Source organism: Streptomyces nigrescens (assembly GCF_027626975.1).
Classification (GTDB): domain Bacteria; phylum Actinomycetota; class Actinomycetes; order Streptomycetales; family Streptomycetaceae; genus Streptomyces; species Streptomyces nigrescens.
Genome location: NZ_CP114203.1, coordinates 7378905 through 7398706, shown reverse-complemented (window position 1 = coordinate 7398706; position 19802 = coordinate 7378905). Strand labels below are relative to the sequence as shown.

Annotated in this window: 18 protein-coding genes; 9 read left to right on the top strand and 9 right to left on the bottom strand. The window is 73.4% G+C overall.

Going from position 1 to position 19802, the window contains the following annotated elements:
- The 4 genes from STRNI_RS32750 (at position 1) to STRNI_RS32735 (ending at position 3449) form a co-directional block, all read left to right on the top strand.
- Positions 1 to 1365 (top strand): hypothetical protein, encoded by a 1365-nt coding sequence (locus STRNI_RS32750; protein ID WP_159490056.1) that lies wholly within the window; start codon positions 1 to 3, stop codon positions 1363 to 1365.
- A gap of 76 nt (positions 1366 to 1441) precedes the next feature.
- Positions 1442 to 2203 (top strand): Bax inhibitor-1/YccA family protein, encoded by a 762-nt coding sequence (locus tag STRNI_RS32745; RefSeq protein ID WP_018087819.1) that lies wholly within the window; start codon positions 1442 to 1444, stop codon positions 2201 to 2203.
- Positions 2204 to 2309: 106 nt separating this feature from the next.
- Positions 2310 to 2984 (top strand): HAD family hydrolase, encoded by a 675-nt coding sequence (locus STRNI_RS32740; protein WP_277412532.1) that lies wholly within the window; start codon positions 2310 to 2312, stop codon positions 2982 to 2984.
- Positions 2985 to 2999: 15 nt separating this feature from the next.
- The gene (locus STRNI_RS32735; protein WP_159490060.1) at positions 3000 to 3449 is read left to right on the top strand and encodes an NUDIX hydrolase; all 450 of its coding nucleotides are present in this window, start codon (positions 3000 to 3002) and stop codon (positions 3447 to 3449) included.
- Positions 3450 to 3528: 79 nt separating this feature from the next.
- Here STRNI_RS32735 and STRNI_RS32730 read toward each other — a convergent pair whose 3' ends face one another.
- From STRNI_RS32730 to STRNI_RS32720, 3 genes are all read right to left on the bottom strand, one after another.
- On the bottom strand, positions 3529 to 5391 hold the full coding sequence (locus STRNI_RS32730; RefSeq protein WP_277412531.1) for a hypothetical protein: 1863 nt from the start codon (positions 5389 to 5391) through the stop codon (positions 3529 to 3531).
- Positions 5392 to 5522: 131 nt separating this feature from the next.
- Positions 5523 to 7148 carry an ABC-F family ATP-binding cassette domain-containing protein gene (locus STRNI_RS32725; protein ID WP_277412530.1) on the bottom strand — a complete coding sequence of 542 codons (1626 nt, stop codon included), beginning with the start codon at positions 7146 to 7148 and terminating at the stop codon, positions 5523 to 5525.
- Positions 7149 to 7466: 318 nt separating this feature from the next.
- Positions 7467 to 8888: a cytochrome P450 gene (locus STRNI_RS32720; protein ID WP_277412529.1), complete on the bottom strand. Its 1422-nt coding sequence runs from the start codon at positions 8886 to 8888 to the stop codon at positions 7467 to 7469.
- A gap of 75 nt (positions 8889 to 8963) precedes the next feature.
- On the opposite strand from STRNI_RS32720, the gene STRNI_RS32715 reads away from it, so the two are divergent.
- The 3 genes from STRNI_RS32715 (at position 8964) to STRNI_RS32705 (ending at position 11463) form a co-directional block, all read left to right on the top strand.
- Positions 8964 to 9365, top strand: a complete 402-nt coding sequence (locus STRNI_RS32715) for a hypothetical protein (protein WP_093647872.1) — start codon at positions 8964 to 8966, stop codon at positions 9363 to 9365.
- A 155-nt stretch (positions 9366 to 9520) separates the two neighbouring features.
- Positions 9521 to 10321 (top strand): response regulator transcription factor, encoded by an 801-nt coding sequence (locus STRNI_RS32710; RefSeq protein WP_277412528.1) that lies wholly within the window; start codon positions 9521 to 9523, stop codon positions 10319 to 10321.
- Positions 10318 to 11463 (top strand): sensor histidine kinase, encoded by a 1146-nt coding sequence (locus tag STRNI_RS32705; RefSeq protein ID WP_277412527.1) that lies wholly within the window; start codon positions 10318 to 10320, stop codon positions 11461 to 11463. Before STRNI_RS32710 ends, STRNI_RS32705 begins: the two co-directional genes overlap by 4 nt.
- A gap of 24 nt (positions 11464 to 11487) precedes the next feature.
- Here the strand turns inward: STRNI_RS32705 and STRNI_RS32700 are convergent, their stop codons facing one another.
- From STRNI_RS32700 to STRNI_RS32675, 6 genes are all read right to left on the bottom strand, one after another.
- A complete protein-coding gene (locus STRNI_RS32700; protein ID WP_277412526.1) occupies positions 11488 to 12807 on the bottom strand; it encodes an MFS transporter in 1320 nt (439 codons plus the stop codon).
- Positions 12804 to 13445 (bottom strand): helix-turn-helix domain-containing protein, encoded by a 642-nt coding sequence (locus STRNI_RS32695; protein WP_381844240.1) that lies wholly within the window; start codon positions 13443 to 13445, stop codon positions 12804 to 12806. Before STRNI_RS32695 ends, STRNI_RS32700 begins: the two co-directional genes overlap by 4 nt.
- A gap of 75 nt (positions 13446 to 13520) precedes the next feature.
- A complete protein-coding gene (locus STRNI_RS32690; RefSeq protein WP_277412525.1) occupies positions 13521 to 14162 on the bottom strand; it encodes a cytochrome b/b6 domain-containing protein in 642 nt (213 codons plus the stop codon).
- The gene (locus STRNI_RS32685) at positions 14146 to 14898 is read right to left on the bottom strand and encodes a molybdopterin-dependent oxidoreductase (RefSeq protein ID WP_277412524.1); all 753 of its coding nucleotides are present in this window, start codon (positions 14896 to 14898) and stop codon (positions 14146 to 14148) included. Before STRNI_RS32685 ends, STRNI_RS32690 begins: the two co-directional genes overlap by 17 nt.
- An 82-nt stretch (positions 14899 to 14980) precedes the next feature.
- A complete protein-coding gene (locus tag STRNI_RS32680) occupies positions 14981 to 15970 on the bottom strand; it encodes a hypothetical protein (protein ID WP_277413349.1) in 990 nt (329 codons plus the stop codon).
- 339 nt (positions 15971 to 16309) lie between these two features.
- Complete coding sequence (locus STRNI_RS32675; protein WP_277412523.1) at positions 16310 to 17965, bottom strand: FAD-binding dehydrogenase; 1656 nt, start codon at positions 17963 to 17965, stop codon at positions 16310 to 16312.
- Positions 17966 to 18174: 209 nt separating this feature from the next.
- Here STRNI_RS32675 and STRNI_RS32670 point away from each other — a divergent pair, with 209 nt between their 5' ends.
- A complete protein-coding gene (locus STRNI_RS32670) occupies positions 18175 to 19068 on the top strand; it encodes a DMT family transporter (RefSeq protein WP_018087834.1) in 894 nt (297 codons plus the stop codon).
- Between the two features lie 185 nt (positions 19069 to 19253).
- Positions 19254 to 19787, top strand: a complete 534-nt coding sequence (locus STRNI_RS32665; RefSeq protein WP_148593454.1) for an NUDIX hydrolase — start codon at positions 19254 to 19256, stop codon at positions 19785 to 19787.
- Positions 19788 to 19802 lie beyond the last annotated feature (15 nt).

The following is a 19802-nucleotide window of genomic DNA, read 5'->3' as shown; positions in this document are numbered from 1 at the left end:
ATGGACAACGAGCTGTACGTCGTGTGGATGGTGCGGACCTCGGACCGTGCGATGGCGGCGGCGGAGGAGGCGCTGGGGAATTTCGCCGCACAGGATCTGCTGCACCGGATCGACCGGTTCGGTGCGGCCGAGAGCCGGCTGGCGGAGCTGGCCGCCCGTATCCGGGCCGCCTTCACCCCGCCGGAGCTGCCGGCCGTGTTCACCGGGCGGCATCTGCATCTGCTGGTCGGCCCCGCCGCCCAGCCGCTGCTGGCGGAGCTGCTCCGGTGCCCGCAGTCCGATGTGTTCGCCACGCTCTTCGACGCGCATCAGCTCGCGCAGGCGCTGCGCGAGACGGGACCGCACCAGGACGGTGTCGACGACGCCGAGTTGCTGCTGCTGGCGCTGCTGGCCCGGCTGCCGCGGCTCGCCGCCCGGCACGGTCTGGAGTCCCGTGACTGGGGTGGCTTCGTCGAGGAACGGGCCTGGCTGACCCCGTACGCGGGAGACCGGCTGACCGAGCTGGCCCGGCGGCGCGAGTGGTCCGCCGACGCCGCCCCGACGCAGATCCTGGCGGGGGTGCTGGAGGGTGTCGGCGGGCGGCAGGACGCGGACCGGGCGGCGCAGTTCGACGCGCTGGCGCTGATCGAGCTGCGCCGGCGGATCGGGCTGCTCAGCGAGCAGCTGCGCGGGGACGCGCTGGAGCATGCCGAGGAGGCCGCGCGGCTGGCGCCCGATCTCACCAGCGTCAGCCGGCTGCCCGCGTGGCTGGAGCTGTACGAGCAGCAGGCGGTGGCCGTGGGCATGCGGCGGTTGTTCACCGGCTCCGTGACGGTCGGCGAGCAGCTCAAGGGCCTGCACAGCCAACCGCCGCCGGAGACCGGCAAACCGAAGCCCGACGAGGCCCTGCAGGTGATCAACGAGGTCCGCTACGGCTTCCTCAAGCGGCGGATGTCGTTCGACATCGCCTGTGAGGTGGAGGGGAAGGCGCACCCCGTGGTCGTGCTGCGCTGCCGGGGCGTGACACCGGAGCAGTACCCTGCCGTCCGCGACACCGTCCACCAGCTGCACGGCAGCGATCTCGCCGGGCAGGGCGAGAGTCTGGGCGAGCGGCTGCTGAACACCGCGGTGCCCCAACGCCTGGGGCTGCCGGGCCGGTTGCGGTCCGCGCTGCACCTCCATGGCGCCGAGGCGGTCCAGTGCATGGTGCTGACCGGTGTCCGCCAGCCGATCGCCGTGCCCGCGCCATGGCGCGATCACCTGAACACGGCGCTGCCGTACGCGGCACCGTCCGGCGCGGACAGCGTGTTTCCCACGGTGCCGGACGTGACACGGGCACTGCGGGAGAGCGTGCCGGGGCCGCGGCAGGTCGTCGAGGTGGACTGACCCATTCCCCGATTTCCCCAACTATCCTGGGACAACACGGAGTTGTTCACCCCCTTCGATCCCTCCGGGAGGGCCGGTGCCCACGACGAGCAACCCTGCCATCCGTAATCTGCTGACGCTGGACGGTGCGGTGTCACCGGCCGGCCCGGGCACCTCCGGCGGTGCGTCCCCGGCAGCCGCCACGGACCGTCCGATCACCCTCGACGACATCGTCGTCAAGACCCTGGCCGTCTTCGGTGTCCTGGTGGCGAGCGCCTTCCTCACCGTCTTCCTGGACGTCGGATTCCTCGCCCTGCCCGCCCTGTTCGCCGGGCTGGGTCTCGGGATCTTCCTGTCCCTGCGGCCCCGGCCGAGCGCCGCGCTGGCCCTGCTGTTCGCGGCGGTTCAGGGGATCGTGCTCGGCGAGGCGACGCAGTTCTTCGATGCGCTGCACCCGGGTGTCGGCACCCAGGCCGTCCTCGGCACCGGCTGCATCTTCGCCGGCACGCTGGCGGCATATCACACGCGGGTGGTGCGGGTCAGCGCGAAGGTGACGCGCTGGGCGGTCGGCGCGGGGCTCGGGCTGCTGGTGCTGTTGCTGGCGGAGCTGGTCGCGTCATGGGGGTTCGGCGCGGACCTCGGCCTGCGGGACGGCGGCCCCCTGGCCCTCTTCGTCAGTGTGGTGGCGATCGCCGCCGCGTCCTTCTTCTTCCTGCTGGAGTTCGAGGCTGCCAACCGCTTTCTGCGGTCCGGTGCCTCCCATCGGTGGGCCTGGTACGTCGCGTTCGGGCTGGCGATGACCCTGGTCTGGCTCTACCTGGAGATCCTGCGGCTGCTGTCGTACCTCCGGTGGTGGTGAGGCTCCGGGCCAGCGCACCCCTCCCCGCGGAATATCCGGTGCGGGCGGCCGCCGTGCGTGCGTAGGGTGCGCAGGTCGGTGGAGTGGGAGAAGGGCTGTGCGGCGGATGCTGATCTTCGATGCGGATGACACGTTGTGGGAGAACAACGTGATCTTCGAGCGGGTCATCGACGAGTTCCTGGAGTGGATGACCCACCCCGGACTCGACCGGGCCGGGGTGCGCGCCGTACTCGACGCGATCGAAGCGGCGAACGCGCCGAAGCTCGGATACGGCAGCAAGGTGTTTCTGCACAGCCTCGGGGAGTGTGTGGCGCAGCTGCGCGGGCGGGCCGCGACGGCCGAGGAGTCGGCGCGGATCGCCGGGTGGGCGGCGGCCTTCGCCGGGGACCGGGTGGAGCTGATTCCCGGGGTGGCCGAGACCCTGGCCGAGCTGGCCCGGCGGCACGATCTGCTGCTGCTGACCAAGGGCGACACCGAGGAGCAGGAGCGGAAGGTGGCGGCCTCCGGGCTGACCCGGCACTTCCGGGGTGTGCACATCGTGGCGGAGAAGAACATCGCCACCTACGAGCAGCTGAAGCGCGCCTACGACCTGGTGCCGGACTCGACATGGATGATCGGGAACTCCCCGAAGTCGGACATCCTGCCCGCCCGTTCGGCGGGCCTCAACGCGGTGTTCATCCCCCACGAGCACACCTGGGTCCTGGAGCACAGTGAGCTCGACCCGGCCGACGACAAGGTGCTGCGGCTGCCGGCGTTCGCCGACTTGCTGCACCACTTCTGAGCGGGGTGAGGGGAGATGACCACAGTGGGACCCAAGGTGTCCTGTGTGTTCGTGTGTCACGACGGCGCCGGGCGGGTGCTGCTGGCCCGGCGGAGCGCCGGGGCCAGGGACGAGCCGGGGACCTGGGACTGCGGCGCGGGGGCGCTGGAGTTCGGGGAGACCTTCGAGGCGGCCGTGGCCCGGGAGGTGCACGAGGAGTACGGGGTGCGGCCGCTCGGCATCGAGCAGATCGGGGTGCGCAATGTGCTGCGCGGCGATCCGGTCGACTCGCACTGGGTGGCGGTGGTCTTCGCCGTACGGGTGGCGCCGGACGGGGTGACGATCGGCGAACCGCACAAGTTCGACGCGCTCGACTGGTTCGCCCCGGACGCGCTGCCGGAGCCGCTGCATTCCCAGTGCGGGGAGACGCTGGGGCTGTTCGGCGCGGGCGCCCGGACCCGGCCGGACCGCGCGGCCCGGGGCTGACTGCCGGTGGCTCCCGGACCGCCACCGGCGGACGGGAGCTCCTCCTGCCGCGTCATAACGCGGCAGGAGGAGGCCGCGGCTAGGCGGTGACGGCGGCGACCGTCCGCCGGGCGGCTTCGAGGAGTTGCTCGTCGGCGTTCATATCGGCGTCGTCGGAACCGGCGTGGTGCGGGAGCCGGGTGCGTCGGTCGATCAGTGCGCGCAGCTGCGGGAGGGCCGGGCGGGCGTGCTCCCCCATGGCGGCCAGGGTGGTCATGGCGACGGGGCCGAAGAGATCGTCGTCGAGGTACTGCGGGAGTACGGCGAGCAGTTCACCGGCGGCGGCCGGCCCCTCGTTGCGCCATACGGCCCGCGCACCGAACACCTGCATACCGCTGGGCAGGGTGAAGACGAGGTCCCGCAGCTGACGGGACTGCTCCGGTGTCAGGCCGCCGTGGTCGAGCAGCCACTCGAAGAGAGCGGAGCGGTCGGGCACATACCGCCGCAGCCGCGACGGGGAGCGCAGGGCGGACTCGATGAAGTGACGTTCGCCGGTGATCCGGGAGAGGGCGAGCGCCCGGTAGCCGGCGCGCTGCCGGGATTCCCTGGTGAGCCGTTCGAGCAGTGGCACCGCGGCCCTCGCGGGGGCGCCGATCCGGCCGAGCGCGGTGACGAGGCGGAGCTCGCGGCGGGTGGCCCACTCGGTGCCCTGGGCGTCACGCAGGGCGCACTCGGTGCGGAGCGCCTCGATGAGTTCGGGGACGCAGGCCGCCGCCGCGGGGCCGAGGTCGTCGCTCATCGCGGTGGCCGTCAGCACCGAGAGGGAATCGCCGGAGCGGAGCAACTGCCTGATGAACGGGGCGAGTTGCTCGGCATCGGCGGTCCCTGAGCGCAGCAGGCCGCGGACGGCGGCGACCGCCCCGGCCGGTGGTGCCCCCGACGCCAGCCGGGCGTGCACGGACGGGGCGGCGCGCGGGTCGTCCACGGTGGCCAGGGCGTAGGTGACCGTCCAGGCCGTGTCGGAGCGGGGGTGGTGGGTGGTGGGCAGGAGGGCCGCCAGGTCGTCGGCGGCGAGGCGGGTGGCGGTGCGGGAGGCGCAGAGCGTGTCCACGGCGAGGTCGCGCAGGGCGGGCGGTGCGGTGCGGACCAGGGCTGCGAGGTGCGGGGTCAGGGCGGCGGGGGCGGCCCGCCAGATCTGGAGGGCCCGCCGGGCGAGGTGCACCCCGACCCGCCGGCCGTGGGCGCCCGCCGCGCCGGTCAGCAGCCGGGTGGCGGTGGCGTAGCAGTGCCGCTCCCGGTCCTGCCGGGACAGGGCGTCGCCCCAGCGGCTGCCGAGGATCCGCGCGCGGTCCGCGTCCCGGTCGGACAGTGCGGCCAGCTCCGCCACCGCCTGCGCGTCCAGGGCGGCCCACTCCTCCTCCGGCGCCGCTCTCAGCTCCGCGATACAGGCGGCCAGGCGGATGCCGGGGAGCGGGTCGGTGCGCAGCGGCCCGGGCGGGCAGGGGGTGTGCGGCAGGTGGAACAGGAGTTCGTCGGCCAGGGCGATGCGGGTGGCGGGGTCGGGGTGGGTGTCGAGCGCCGTACGGGCCCGGTCCGTGCCGCCGGCGCGCATGAGGAGGCGGACGGCGGCCCGGCGGGCGTCCGGGTCGGGGTCGTGGAGCCGGGCCGCTGCCGCCTCGATCGGGCCCTGCCATGACGGCGGGCCGTTGAAGGCCAGCTCGGTGAGCAGGGTGAGCGCGGTGCGGCGTACGGCGGGGCGGTGGTGGCCGGTGAGTCCGATCAGCTCGTGGGTGACCGGGCCGTCCCGGTCGGCCCGGACCGCGTCGAAGACGGCGGTTCTGAGCGGGGCGCCCGGGGTGAGGACGGAGCCGTCCACGACCGCCGCGGTCACTGCGGCAGAGTGGTCGACGTCAGCGGCTGACGGGGCGGAGACCGGGTCCTGGCCCGGGGTCCGCGCGGTCATCGGGTGGGGCGGTGGCCGCCCTTCCTGTAGGTCATGCGGAGGATCATGACCCACGGGAAGGGATCCGGCAACCGGCTTTCGAGGGGCGGACGACGGGGCGGGGCAGCGGGGCCCGCCCCGCCCGGCGTCTCCTACAGCGGTGCGATGTCGGTCAGTTCACCACCCTCCGTCGACAGCCAGCGGGTGATGCCGAGGTCCCGGAGGAACGTCAGATCGTGGCTGACGACGAGCAGTGCGCCCTCATAGGACTCCAGGGCGGTGACCAGCCGCCGGACCGACGCCAGGTCGAGGTTGTTCGTCGGCTCGTCCAGCAGCAGCAGCTGCGGGGCCGGTTCGGCCAGCATCAGCGCGGCGAGCGAGGCGCGGAAGCGTTCACCGCCGGAGAGCGTGCCCGCCCGCTGGTCGGCGCGGGCGCCCTTGAACAGGAAGCGGGCGAGCCGGGCCCGGATGCGGTTGTTGGTCGCGTCCGGGGCGAAGCGGGCGACGTTCTCGACGACGGTCAGCGCGGGGTCGAGCACCTCCAGCCGCTGGGGGAGGAAACGGTGGGGGACATGGATCTCCGCCGTACCGGCCGCCGGCGGGATCTCACCGGCGACGGTCCGCAGCAGGGTGGTCTTGCCGGAGCCGTTGGGGCCGGTCAGCGCGATCCGTTCGGGGCCGCGCACCTCCAGATGGGCACGGCCGCCGTAACGGGCCTGCAGGTCGCGCAGGGTGAGCACGCCCCGGCCCGGCGGCACGGCGGTGTGCGGCAGATCGATGCGGATCTCGTCGTCGTCCCGGACCGCTTCGGCGGCCTCGTCGAGCCGGTCCCTGGCCTCCTTGAGGCGTTCGGTGTGCATGATGCGGTGCTTGCCCGCGGAGACCTGGGCCTCCCTCTTGCGCTCATTCATGACGATCTTCGGCTCGCGCTTGTTGGCGCTCATCTTGTTGCCGTAGCGGACCCGGCGGGCCAACTTGAGGTGGGCGTCGGCCAGTTCGCGCTTCTGGCGCTGTACGTCGGCCTCGGCGACCCGCAGCATCCGCTCGGCCGCGTCCTGCTCGACGGCCAGGGCCCGTTCGTAGGCGCTGAAGTTGCCGCCGTACCAGTGGACCTCGCCGTCGCGGAGGTCGGCGATCCGGTCGACGCGTTCGAGGAGTTCACGGTCGTGGCTGACCACGACGAGCACTCCGGACCAGCCGGCGACCGCGGTGTACAGCCGCTGCCGGGCCGCCCGGTCGAGGTTGTTGGTGGGCTCGTCGAGCAGCAGGACGTCCGGCCGGCGCAGCAGCAGGGCCGCCAGCCGGAGCAGGACGGACTCGCCGCCGGAGACCTCGCCGATGGTGCGGTCGAGGTCGATACCGGTCAGTCCGAGCTGGTCGAGGGTGGCGCGGGCGCGCTCCTCGACGTCCCAGTCGTCGCCGACGGCGGTGAAGTGCTCCTCGCTCGCGTCGCCGCCCTCGATGGCGAGCAGCGCGGCGCGCGCGGTGTGGATACCGAGCGCCTCGTCGACCCGCAGGGCGGTGTCGAGCGGGGCGTGCTGGGGGAGGTAGCCGATCTCGCCGGCGACCTTGACGGTCCCCGCGGTCGGGGTGAGTTCGCCCGCGATCAGCTTCAACAGGGTGGATTTTCCTGCCCCGTTGAGGCCGATGAGGCCCGTGCGGCCGGGGCCGACGACCAGGGGGAAGTTCTCCAGGACGGGGCTGCCGTCGGGCCAGGTGAAGCCGAGGCCGGTGCAGACGATGGACGCGGCGGACGCGGAGGTGGGGGACATGGACATACGGGTCTCCTGAGCGCGGGTGAGCGGGGTGGGGAATGCGCGAAGAGACACCGCGTCGGAACGCCGGGTGCGTCGGGTACGCCGTGCGGGTACGCCGAGGTCGCGGACGGGCCGCGCGAGGCATGATTCGCCGCTCCGGATACCGGAAGCGCAGGGCGAATCACCGCTCACGGGCGCGGTGTCTCAAGACCTCAGACGAGCAACGGCCTTCTCCGATCGGCGGCAACAGCAACGAGGTTGACGGTACGGGGGACGCCGCCGAAAAGCAAACGCATTTTTCGTTGCGTTTAGATTCCTCCCGGACGGCATCCCCGGGCGCTACTCCCCCGCCCCGGTGCGCGGCCGCAGACGAACCCGCGCCGGACCGGTCGCCTGGAGGGTGATCCCTGCGGAGACCGGTACCTCCTCGTCCACGGCTTCGAGTTCGTACGCGCGCAGCAGCACGGCCAGCGCCAGCACGGACTCCAGCATCGAGAAGTGCTGCCCGATACAGGCACGCGGCCCGCCGCCGAACGGGAACCAGGCGTAGCGGTGCCGCTCCGCCTCCCGCTCCGGTGCGAAGCGCCGCGGATCGAAGCGCTCCGGATCCGCCCACAGGTCCGGGTTGCGATGGGTGACCCAGGGCGCGACGACCACATCGGCACCGGCCGGGATGCGGAAACCACCGATCTCGGTGGCCGCCACCGCCCGGCGGCTGATGACCGGCGCCGCCGGATACAGCCGCATGGACTCCTTGAGCGCCTGCGTCAGATACGGCAGACGGTCCAGGTCGGCGGCCGTGGGGGTGCGGTGGGCCAGGACGCGGTCGATCTCGTCCCGGACCCGCGTCTGCTCCTCGGGGTGCCGGGCGAGGAGATGGAGGGTGAAGGCGAGGGAGGTCGCGGTGGTCTCGTGCCCGGCCAGCAGGAAGATCAGGACCTGTTCGCGGACCTCGGTGGCGTCCAGGGAACCGTCCTCGTCATTGCCGGCCGCGGCGAGGAGCGACAGCAGGTCCTCCCCCTCGCCGTCCGCGTCCCGGGCCGTTCCCCGCGCCGCCCGCCGGTCCCCCACGATCCGGTCGCACAGCGCGTTCATCTCGTCGGTGGCGGCCCGCGCCCGCAGGTTCCCGGGGGTGGGCCACTCGCGCGGGATCTTCACGGGGACGTAAGCGCGCCGTACGACATACGCGTTGATGACCGGGGCGCAGCGGTGGATGGTGTCCACCGCCGCCTCCGCGTCCAGGCCGAAGAGGATCCGGGAGACGGTGCGCAGCGCCAGCCGGTTCATCTCGGGGACCAGGTCCACGGTGGTGTCGTCCGCGGTCCGCCAGCGGTCGGCGAGGGTGGCGGCCTCGGTGGTCACCGCCGACGCATAGCCGTCGACCCGGCGCTTGGTGAACAGCGGCTGCACCAGCCGCCGCTGTCGGAGGTAGTCGGCGTCCTGGCTGGTGAGCAGGCCGTTGCCGAAGGCCTGCCGGACCTCCTCGTAGAGCGGGTGGTCCTTACGGAAGTTGGCGGCCTGGGAGGCGAGGATCTGCTGCACGCCCTCGGGTGCGAAGACCGCGTGGAACACGCTGCGCAGGCCGGGCGGCCCGGCTTCCAGGCGGACCACATCGCCGTGCGCGCGCTGGGCTCCTAAAAAGGTGCTGAGGGAGTCGCGACGGAGGTCGAGCATCGAGCCGAGCACGGGGAGACCGGCCGGGCCGGGTATCGCGTGCTCCGGTGCGGAGCCGGGCTGAGGGTGGAATTCGGTCACGGGCATGCCGGATGTCTATCCCCACGAGCCGGGTTTCTATCCCGTCGTCGTGCGTCATTGCGGCCCACGTAGCATGAATCGGTGATCAACAAGCCTGCCGGACGGACAGCCCCCGCGACCCCGTGCCGGGTCACCGTATGCCGCGGCTGCTGCTGCGGCGATGCGGCCAAGATCCCGGGCGTCGACCACGCCGGGCAGATACCCCGCCTGCGCGCGGCGCTCGACGGCGCGGCGCCGGTACGGGCCTCGGAGTGCCTGGACGTCTGCGACCAGGCGAATGTGGTCGTGGTCCAGCCGTCGGCCGCGGGGCGGGCGGCCGGCGGGCGCCCGGTCTGGCTGGGACTGGTCAACGATGACGAGGCGCTGGCGGACATCGCCGCCTGGATCCGCGCCGGCGGTCCCGGCCTCGCGGAGCCGCCGGGTGTGCTCGACCTGTACGCGTTCACGGTGTCGCGGCGGGTCCGGGAGGGGCTGGAGGGCTGAGGCGCCGGGGCGCCGCCGCGCCCCCGCAGCCGCCCGTCCCGGGCACCGCTACTGGTTACCGGAGTCTTACGGACCCGGGCCGGGCCGCCCGCGCCCGCCCGCGGTGGTGTTGGCTTGAGCCATGACGTACCTCCCGGGAAGGGCACGCTGACCCTGTGCACCCCGCCACACCGCCCTCCGCGCCTCCGCCCCTCCCCTCCCACGGGCCGCCGCGCCGTGTCCTGGTGGTCGAGGACGACCCGACCGTCGCCGAGGTCGTCACCGGCTACCTCTCCCGCGCCGGCTACACCACGGCACACGCCGCCGACGGTGTCGCCGCCCTCGACCGGGCCGCGGACTTCCGTCCGCATCTCGTCGTGCTCGATCTGATGCTGCCGGGCATCGACGGCCTGGAGGTGTGCCGCCGGCTGCGGCGCGGCGACGGGCCCGCGGTTCCGGTGGTGATGCTGACGGCGCGCGGTGAGGAGGCGGATCGCATCCTCGGCCTGGAGCTGGGCGCGGACGACTATGTGACCAAGCCGTTCAGCCCGCGGGAGCTGGTGCTGCGGATCGGCTCGGTGCTGCGCCGTGCGGAGTCCGCGCCGCCGGCCGCGGCGCCCGCCGCCGTCCTACGGGCGGGGGATCTCACTGCCGACCCCGGCGGCCGGCGGGCCGACCGTGCCGGGCGTGCGCTCTCCCTCACCGCCCGCGAGTTCGATCTGCTGGTCTTCCTGATGCGCCACCCCGGGCGGGTCTTCGCCCGGGAGGAGCTGCTGCACCGGGTCTGGGGCTGGGAGTTCGGCGATCTGTCGACGGTGACGGTGCATGTGCGGCGACTGCGCGAGAAGATCGAGGCGGATCCGGCCGCGCCACGGCTGGTGACGACGGTCTGGGGCGCCGGCTACCGCTTCGACGCCGTGGGGGACGAGCCGCCGCCGGAGGACGGCCCCCTGCGGGGAGACGGACCGCTCTCATGACGGACTTCCTGGTCATCGTGGCGCTGGCGGCGCTCGGCGCGGCGCTGGCGGGGCTGCTCGCGGCGCCCGCGGTACGGGCGTTGCGGCGGCGCTCGGTCGCCCTGTCGCTGTTCGCGGTGGCGGCGCTGGCGGTGGCCGCGATGGCGGCGGGCACGGTGGCGGTCGCCCAGGCGATGTTCCTGTCCGGGCACGACCTGGGCGTGGTGATGGCCGTGGTGGCCGTCTCCGGGGTGGTGTCGCTGGCGGCGGCGCTGCTCTTCGGACGGCGGATCGCGGCGGGCAGCCGGGAGCTGGCGCGCTCCGCCCGTACGGTCGGCAGCGAGGGCGGTTTCGTGGCACCGGCCGAGCCGCCCACCGCCGAACTGGCCGCGCTGTCAAAGGCGTTGGAGGAGACCAGCGGACGGCTCGCCGAGGCGCGGGAGCGGGAGCGGGCGCTGGATGCCTCCCGGCGGGAGCTGATCGCCGGGATCTCGCACGATCTGCGCACCCCGCTCGCCGGGCTGCGGGCGATGGCCGAGGCGCTGGAGGACGGGGTCGCCGAGGACACCGCGCGCTATCACGCACGGATGCGGATCGAGGTGGACCGGCTGGCCGCGATGGTCGACGACCTCTTCGAACTGTCCCGTATCCAGGCCGGTGCGCTGGCCCTGACGCTGTCGCGGGTGTCGGTGTACGACCTGGTGGACGAGGCCCTCGCGGGCGCCGGGCCGCTGGCGCGGGCGAGCGGGGTGCGGCTGGTGGACGGCGGGGTGGTACCGCTGCCGGTGCGGGTGGACGCCCAGCAGATGACCCGCGTCCTGGGCAATCTGCTGGTCAACGCGATCCGTGCCACGCCCGCCGACGGCACCGTCGCGGTCAGTGCCCGGCACGCGGAGGGCCGGGTGGTGCTCGCGGTCGAGGACGGCTGCGGCGGCATCCCGCCGGAGGATCTGCCGCGGGTCTTCGACACCGGCTGGCGCGGCGGTGCGGCCCGCACTCCGCGGGCGGACGGCAAGGGCGGCGCCGGACTGGGGCTGGCGATCGTCCGCGGCATCGTGGAGGCCCATGAGGGCCGGGCGACGGTACGGAACGCCGGGGCGGGCTGCCGCTTCGAGGTGGAACTGCCGGCGGCGGAGGCGCAGGCGGGGCCGCCGACGGCGTGAGCGTACGGGCGCGCGGGCGTTGCCTCAGTGGCGCGACGACGCCCCGTCCCGTTCCGCCGCCCCGTCCCGTTCCGCCGCGCCGGGGCCGGGCTCGCCGCGCTCCCCCTCCGCGGGGCGCACCGGCAGCTCGCGGACCGTCCGGACCGGAGAGAAGAGCAGGATCAGGGCGGCCAGCGGCACCCCGGCGGTCATGATCCACATGGCGGTGCGGACGCCCAGGGCGGAGCCGAGCGCGCCGCCGAGCAGCGCACCCAGCGGCAGGGTGCCGTAGTTGAGGAACGCACTGCTGGCGACCAGACGGCCGAGCAGCGGCGGCGGGCAGTAGCTCTGCTGGAAGCTCACCTTGAGGATGTTGCCGGCCACCACCCCGGCGGAGACGCCGAAACTGCCCGCCACATAGAGCAGCGTCCCGGCGCCCGGGGAGGTGAGCGGGATGAGCAACGCCGCACAGGGGACGCCGAGTTCGAACAGGAGCATGGCGCGGGCGGTGCCGATCCGGCCGGCCGTGCGGCGCACCACGAAGGCGCCCGCGATACCGCCCGTACTGGCCAGCGCCAGCAGCCCGCCGACGGCGCCGGGCGCCAGACCGACCTCGCGGACCAGGAAGACCGCCGTGAGGGACTGGTACCCCATCAGCGCGAGGTTGGAGGCGGCCCCGAAGAGCGTCAGCGTACGGAACCAGCGGTCACCGGCGACCAGTCGCAGCCCCTCGGCGACCTCCCCGGTCAGCGACCGGGGCGTGCCCTCGCGGGACGCCGGGCGGGGTTCGCGGTGCCGGATGCCGAGCAGGCACAGCAGCGCAACGAGGAAGGTGGCGGCGTGGGCGAACAGCCCGTTGACGGCGCCCGCCAGTTGGGCGATGAGTCCGCTCGCCCCCTGTCCGGCGATCTGGGCCGCGGAGGCGCTGCCGTGCAGCTTGGCGTTGCCCTCGGCCTGGTCGGCGGGCGCGAGGAGGGTGGGGAGGTAGGCGCTGTACGCGGTCTGGAACAGCACCGCGGCGGCACCGGTCAGCAGGGCCACGGCGATCAGCAGACCGAGATCGAGACCGCCGTACCGGGCCAGGACCGGTACGGCGGCGAAGAGCACCATCGACAGCGCGGCGGCGGCCAGCATCAGCGGGCGGCGGCGCAGCCGGTCCACCCACACCCCGACCGGGAGGCCGATCAGCAGCCAGGGCAGCCAGCCGCAGGCGCTGATCAGCCCGACCGCGAAGGTGGAGGCGTGCAGGGTGGAGACCGCCACCAGCGGCATCGCCACATTGCTGACCGCCGCTCCGAACTTGCCCGCCGTCTCCCCGCACCACAGCAGCCGGAAATCGCGGTGGCGGCGCAGGAGTCCGCTCACCGCTCGTCCCGTTCCTTGCGCGGGAAGGAGTGCAGCTGGACGAGCACGGGCCGGGCCTCCTCGGCCTCCGGAGCCGCCCCGTCCCGGGCCGCCGCCTCCCGGTGCCGGACGACCACTGCCTCCAACTCCGCGTTCAGCGCGGCGAGCTGTTCAGGTGTCAGTCGCAGGTCCTGCCAGCGGGAGAGGGTTCCGGCGTCGCGCCATTCGGGGCTCCACTCCTCGGCGAGGTAGGTGGTGACCTGGTCGAAGCCCTGGTGGACGGTTTCGTGCAGGTAGACCGACAGGGCGCCCCGCATGTCGGGGTCGTCGCGGAAGTCGTTGGTGTCGAGGCGGCGGGCCGCCCGCACCGCCCGCCACCAGCGCTCGCGCCGGGTGCCGCGGCCGGTCTCCTCCTCGATGAAGCCGTGGTCGGCGAGGTGGCGCAGATGCCAGCTGACCGTGCCGGTGTTCTCCCCCAGCCGCCGGCCGAGTCCGGTGGCGGTGTCCGCGCCGTCGAGGGTCAGCAGGTCCAGGATGCGCATCCGCAAGGGGTGCGCCAGCCCACGCAGACTGCGGGCGTCCATACGGCGCACGGGAGGGGCGGTGGACGGCGTCGGCGGCGACGGCGGCGACGGATCCGGCTCGGGGGCATCAGTCATGGACGCCAGCCTAGAGTTGCAGAGAGTCCTCTGCACAGAGTTCTCTGCAGAGGAAACTCTGCAACTTGCCGCGCGCTAGGGGGTGTTGTTCTCGTGGTCCCACAACGGGTGCTCGCGCCTTGCCCATTGGGCGTCGACCGACCCGGTGCGCAGACCGCGGCGGGACTCGGGGTCGCCGAAGGCCTTCCAGACGTGGCCGGCGATCACCAGGACCACGGCGAGCGCGAGCCAGTCGTGGACGAAGGTGGCACCGGTGCGCCACACCAGGGGCGCGAGGTCGGTGAACCACATCAACAGACCGGTGCCGAGCATCACGAGGACCGCACCGGCGATCCAGGCGGCGTAGAGCTTCTGGCCGGCGTTGAACTTTCCGGCCGGCCGGCCGCCCCGGCGGCGGAGGGCGGCCCGCAACCACTGGCGGTCGTGCGGGCCGTAGCGGTTGAGGCGGGTGAGGTCGGCGCGCAGGGCGCGGGAGCCGAGACCCAGCAGCAGGGGGACGGGCAGCAGGATGCCGGACCACTCGTGGACGGTGACCATCAGGGCGCGGCGGCCGACGAGTTCGGCCAGGAAGGGAAGGTAGAGACAGCCTGCCGTGAGGACGCAGACGGCCATCAGCGTGGCGGTGGCCCGGTGCACCCGGTGTTCGGCGGGGGTGAAGCGGGGGACGCGGGGGCGCGCGGGGGCCGGCACGGCGGGGCCGTCAGGTCGTGGGGGCATCGTCGCGTCCGTTCGACCGGCCGACCCAGGCGTCGACGTCATATCCACGGTCCTCCCAGTATCCGGGCTCGACCCGGCCGGTGACGGTGATCTTGGAGAGCCACTTCGCCGACTTATAGAAGTACATGGGCGCGACATAGAGGCGCACCGGGCCGCCGTGCGCATGGGCGAGCGGTTTGTCCTGCATCCGCAGGGCGACCAGGACGTCGTCGCGGCGGGCCTGTTCGAGGGTGAGGGACTCGCTGTAGGCGCCGTCGAAGCAGGTGAAGCGGACGGCCCCGGCCCCGGGGCGGACCCCCGCGGCGTCGAGCAGGGTGGAGAGGCGTACCCCTTCGAAGGGGGTGCCGGGCACCCGCCAGCCGGTGACGCACTGGACATCGCGCACGAGCCGGGTCTGCGGCAGTTGGCGCAGGTCGGCGAGGCGGTAGCTGGTGCGGTGGCGCACCAGGCCGTCGACCGTGAGGCGGTAGCTGCGGGCGCCCTTCTCCGGTACGGATCCGGTCACCGAGTAGTAGCGGAAGCCTCCGCCGCCCGGGAGCAGGCCGGACAGGCCGGTGGGGTCCTTCTGTGCGGCGGCGCCGAGGGCGCTGTCGTAGGCGCGCTGCAGGAAGGGTGCCGTCGCCACACCGGCGGCGCCCGCGGCGAGCATGCCGAGCACCACCCGGCGGCCCACGGGGGTGCCCTGTCCGTCCTCACCGCCGCCCGCCGCACGGGCCGGTTTCGCATCCCTGGTCATGCCCCGATTCGAACACCGGGCGGCCGCCGGGGCCAGCCTCCGGGCCCCGGCGTCAGACTTTCGTCATCAGCGCCACCGGGGGTCAGGGGGCGGTGGCGTCCCCGGCCCGGCGGAGGGCGGTGTCCCGTGCGGCCCGGAACGCGCCGTCGGCGTCGTGGCCCGTGTACGACCACGGCGCGCGGGTGGGGTGCGGGCCGATGCGCTGGAAGAGCGCGGCGGCCTCGGCCATCCTCCCCTCGTGGAACGTGGCATGGGCGAGGAAGTTGAGATCGACCTTGCCGCGGGGATGGTCCTCACCGCCCCATTCCAGCCACCAGTCGAAGGCGTCGTGCAGGATCTGGTGGGCGCGCCGGGTGGACCAGTGGCCGCAGTCCGCCGGGTCGGCGGGTGCCAGGCCCCCGGCGGCCAGTACGCGGTAGCGCTCGGCGTGGGCCACGACGGGGAGGAGGGCGAGCGGCGAGTCGGCGGGGGCGCGGGCCGCGGCGCGGGCGGCGAAGGCATGGGCCGGGTGCCGGGGGTCGTCGCGGGCGCCCGGTTGCTGTTCTGCCAGGGCGGCCGTCATGAGGTGGTGTGCGTGGTGGTGGTCGCGGTGCCGGGCGCGGATCTGCCGGAAGGCGTGGTCCCGGGCGTCCGGGGTGCCGGTGCGGCGGGCGAGGATCAGCGCGCCGAGCCAGGGCGTGGGGTCCTCGGGCAGCATCCGGGCGGCGGTGGCACAGGCCTCGGCCGCGTCCTCGGTGCTGCTCTCGCCGTGCAGGGCGAGCCGGACGGTGGCGAGGGCCAGGAGGGTGGCGGCATCACCGCTGTCCGGTTCGGCGAGCCACCAGTCGCCGGCCCAGGCGGCGCTGCCGGGCGAGGTGGCGAGGACGGTTAACCGGTGTCCGCGCAGATCCCAGTCCTCACCGGTCTCGGTGAGCAGGCTGCGCACCCGGGCCCACTGGCCGAGCGCCAAACCGTCGGCGGCGATGGCCAGTTGGGCGTCGTCCAGGGCCGGGGCGAGGACCGGGGCGAGGACCGGGCCGCCCGGACAGCGAGCGCGTCTGAGCGGCGGCGGTGGCGTTGGGGAAGGGGAAATCGAAATCACGGGTCAGGGGCTCCATGACGCGCCGCACCGGCCCGAACAACCCCCTGAGTCGTCCTCAGTGGGGTGGGACCGGATCCGTGCGCGCCTCTACAGAGGGTGATGGCTTGGTCCGCACCAGTCATCACGCAAAGCAAAGCGCTACGTAGAGCTCCGCGTCAAGACGGGAAGGGGAATGGCTGAATCCGCCAACCCCCCTTCCGTATCACGGTATTGAGCGGCCGGCCACCGGAATGCGGCGCGGGGCCGCGCACCGTCCGCCGCCCCGCGCCGCCCGTCTCCTCCGCGCTCCCGTCCGTGCCCCCGTCTCCCCCGTCTCCCCCGTCTCCCCCGTCAGGACACCGCACGGGCCGCCGCCCGCCCCGCCGTACGTCCGGAGAAGAGGCAGCCGCCGAGGAAGGTGCCCTCCAGCGAGCGGTAGCCGTGCACTCCGCCGCCGCCGAACCCGGCCGCCTCGCCCGCCGCGTACACGCCCGGAAGCGGCTCCCCGCCGTCGGCCAGCACCCGTGAGGAGAGGTCGGTCTCCAGACCGCCGAGCGTCTTGCGGGTGAGGATGTTCAGCCGTACGGCGATCAGCGGGCCCGCCTTGGGGTCGAGAATCCGGTGCGGCGCCGCGGTGCGGATCAGCCGGTCGCCCAGGTACTTACGGGCCCCGCGGATCGCCGTCACCTGGAGGTCCTTGGTGAAGGGGTGGGCGATCTCGCGGTCGCGCGCGACGATCTCGCCGCGCAGCGCGTCCTCCGCGATCAGCGGCTTTCCGGTCAGCTCGTTCATCCGCCGCACCAGATCCGTCAGCGAACGCTCGACGATGAAGTCCGCGCCGTGCTCCATGAACGCCCGTACCGGGCCCGGCGCACCGGCCCTGGCCCGCCCCAGCACCTCACGGATGCTCTTGCCGGTCAGATCCGGGTTCTGCTCCGAGCCGGAGAGGGTGAACTCCTTCTCGATGATCTTCTGGGTGAGCACGAACCAGGTGTGATCATGGCCGGTCCGCATGATGTGTTCGAGCGTGCCGAGGGTGTCGAAGCCGGGGAACAGCGGCACCGGCAGCCGCTTTCCGCGGGCGTCGAGCCACAGCGGGGACGGACCGGACAGGATCCGGATGCCGTGCAGCGGCCAGATGGGGTTCCAGTTGTCGATGCCCTCGGTGTAGTGCCACATCCGGTCACGGTTGATGATCCGGCCGCCGGCCGCCTCGGCGATGCCCAGCATCTTGCCGTCCACATGCGCCGGGACCCCGGACAGCATCCGCCGCGGGGGCGTGCCGAGCCGCTTCGGCCAGTTGGCGCGCACCAGCTCGTGGTTGCCACCGATACCGCCCGAGGTGACGATCACGGCCTGGGCCCTGAGCTCGAAGGCACCGGCCACCTCACGGCTGCTGGGCCGGCCGCGCTCGACGTCCGAGGGCTCCAGTATCTCGCCGCTGACGGTGTCCACGCTCCCCGCGCTGCGCGCCAGCCCGGTCACCCGGTGGCGGAAGCGCAGCTCCACCAGGCCGCGGGCGGCCCCGGCCCGTACCCGGCGCACGAACGGGGCGACCAGACCCGGCCCGGTGCCCCAGGTGATGTGGAAGCGGGGGACGGAGTTGCCGTGCCCGGTCGCGTCATAGCCGCCGCGCTCCGCCCAGCCGACGACGGGGAAGAGCCGGACGCCCTGCCGGTGCAGCCAGGAACGTTTCTCCCCGGCCGCGAAATCGACATAGGCCTCGGCCCATTTGCGCGGCCAGTGGTCCTCGGGCCGGTCAAAGCCGGCCGTGCCCAGCCAGTCCTGCCAGGCCAGCGCATGGCTGTCGCGGATCCGCAGCCGGCGCTGCTCGGGGGAGTCCACCAGGAACAGACCGCCGAAGGACCAGTGCGCCTGTCCGCCGAGGGACTGCTCGGGCTCCTGGTCGAGCAGGATCACCTTGCGTCCGGCGTCCACCAGCTCCGCGGTGGCCGCCAGACCCGCAAGCCCCGCTCCGATCACGATCACATCAGCGTCGTACGCCATCTCTGCTCTCCTCAACGGGGCACGCCGGGCGCCCCGGCCGCAGTGGTGGAACGATCCTCAGCGCACCCGACTGCCGCGTCAACCACGGTGTTACCGGGTGGTACATCGAGGCACGCGGGAGAATGGTGGGTGACCAGGGCCACGCCACGCCCGACGCCGGATGACTATCCTCAGGCGCATCCCCCACCCCGCGCGATACGAGGTGCGACGTGACGGTGATATTGCTCGCCCTTGGAGCGGCCTGCTGCCTGGGACTCGGTTTCGTGTTTCAGCAGGCCGCGGCGCAACACGCCCCGATGAAGGACTTCCTGTCCGTACGCCTGCTGCTCGACCTGGTGCGGATGCCGCTGTGGCTGGCCGGTATCGGTCTGATGGTGGTCGGGATGGCGCTCGGCGCGGTGGCGCTGGGGATGGGCGACATCACCCTCGTGGAGCCCCTGCTGGCAACCAATCTGCTGTTCGCGATGGCGCTGTCACGGCGGCTGACCCGGCAGCGGCTCGGCCGCAGCGGCTGGGCCGGGCTGTGGCTGCTGGCGGGCGGCGTGACGGCCTTCATCGTGGCCGGGCAGCCGGAGGGCGGGCGCAGCAACGCCGATCCGATGTGGCAGTGGCTGATCATGGGCCTGGTGCTGGGCACCGCCCTGCTGCTGGCGGCGATCGCCAAGCGGGAGCGGGTGCATGTGAGCCTGGAGGCCGCGCTCCTGGGCGTCGCCGCGGGACTGATCTACGGGCTCCAGGACGCGCTGACCCGGATCAGCGGTGAGCGCTTCGGCAGCGGCGGATGGTCGGCCCTGCTCATCAGCTGGCAGCCGTACGCCATCGTCGTGCTCGGGGTGCTGGCGCTGGTGCTGGTGCAGAGCGCCTTCGAGTCGGCGCCGCTGCGGCTGTCGCTGCCCGCGCTGACCGCCGCCCAGCCGCTGGCCGGAATCCTGTGCGGGGTGGGGTTCCTCGGTGACCAGCTGCGGGTGACGCCCGGGGCGCTGGCCTGGGAAATCATCGGGATCGTGGCGGTCGTCGCGGGCATCGTGCTGATCGGCACCCATCCGGCGATGCCGCCGGGGGCCGGGCAGCGGGAGAACGCACGGGAGCTGCAGCCGCGCTGACGCGGCCGCTCCGGCGCGGCACCTCGCGCGGCGCGCCGGCTCGTCGCCGCCCGCCTCCACTCCCCCGTCCGGCCCACGGCCGCTCCCCCGTCCGGGCCTTCCTCGCGTCCCGCCCCTCGGCCCGGCTCGTCGCCCGCCCCCGCCCCGGCGGGTGCGGCCCCCGCCCGCGGTGATTGCATGGCTCCATGACCGATCAGCAACCGCTCAACGCGGACGAGGTCCTCGACGTCGTCGATGAGAACGATCAGGTCGTGGGACAGGCCCCACGCGGCGAGACCTACGCCCGCCGGATGCGCACCCGCTGCGCCTTCGTCCTGGTCCGGGACGCCGAGGACCGGATCTTCGTGCACCGCCGCACTCCGCGGAAGCTCGTCTTCCCCTCGCACTACGACATGTTCGTGGGCGGGGTCGTCGGCACCGGCGAGACCTATGACCAGGCGGCGCTGCGCGAGGCCGAGGAGGAACTGGGCGTGCAGGGACTGGCGCCGCCCGAGCCGCTGTTCAAGTTCCTCTACGAGACCGCCGAGCACACCTGGTGGTCCGCGGTCTACCAGGTGCGCTGCACACTGCCGGTGGCCCCGCAGGAGTCGGAGATCGACTGGTCCGCTTTCCTGCCCGAGGAGGAGCTGATCCGGCGGCTCGACGAGTGGCCGTGGACGCCGGACGGGATGGCCGCCTACCGGCAGCTGCTCGCCCGGCGGGAGGCGGGGGAGATCTGATGCCGCTGGTGTACG

Coding starts and splice junctions, on each gene's coding strand:
- STRNI_RS32730 (WP_277412531.1), bottom strand. CDS start 5,391: ATGACCGCGCGGACCCCGGGCCAGGACCCGGTCTCCGCCCCGTCAGCC.
- STRNI_RS32690 (WP_277412525.1), bottom strand. CDS start 14,162: ATGCCCCCACGACCTGACGGCCCCGCCGTGCCGGCCCCCGCGCGCCCC.
- STRNI_RS32675 (WP_277412523.1), bottom strand. CDS start 17,965: ATGGCGTACGACGCTGATGTGATCGTGATCGGAGCGGGGCTTGCGGGT.
- STRNI_RS32705 (WP_277412527.1), top strand. CDS start 10,318: ATGACGGACTTCCTGGTCATCGTGGCGCTGGCGGCGCTCGGCGCGGCG.
- STRNI_RS32695 (WP_381844240.1), bottom strand. CDS start 13,445: ATGACTGATGCCCCCGAGCCGGATCCGTCGCCGCCGTCGCCGCCGACG.
- STRNI_RS32665 (WP_148593454.1), top strand. CDS start 19,254: ATGACCGATCAGCAACCGCTCAACGCGGACGAGGTCCTCGACGTCGTC.
- STRNI_RS32685 (WP_277412524.1), bottom strand. CDS start 14,898: ATGACCAGGGATGCGAAACCGGCCCGTGCGGCGGGCGGCGGTGAGGAC.
- STRNI_RS32750 (WP_159490056.1), top strand. CDS start 1: ATGGACAACGAGCTGTACGTCGTGTGGATGGTGCGGACCTCGGACCGT.
- STRNI_RS32720 (WP_277412529.1), bottom strand. CDS start 8,888: ATGCCCGTGACCGAATTCCACCCTCAGCCCGGCTCCGCACCGGAGCAC.
- STRNI_RS32725 (WP_277412530.1), bottom strand. CDS start 7,148: ATGTCCATGTCCCCCACCTCCGCGTCCGCCGCGTCCATCGTCTGCACC.
- STRNI_RS32735 (WP_159490060.1), top strand. CDS start 3,000: ATGACCACAGTGGGACCCAAGGTGTCCTGTGTGTTCGTGTGTCACGAC.
- STRNI_RS32740 (WP_277412532.1), top strand. CDS start 2,310: ATGCTGATCTTCGATGCGGATGACACGTTGTGGGAGAACAACGTGATC.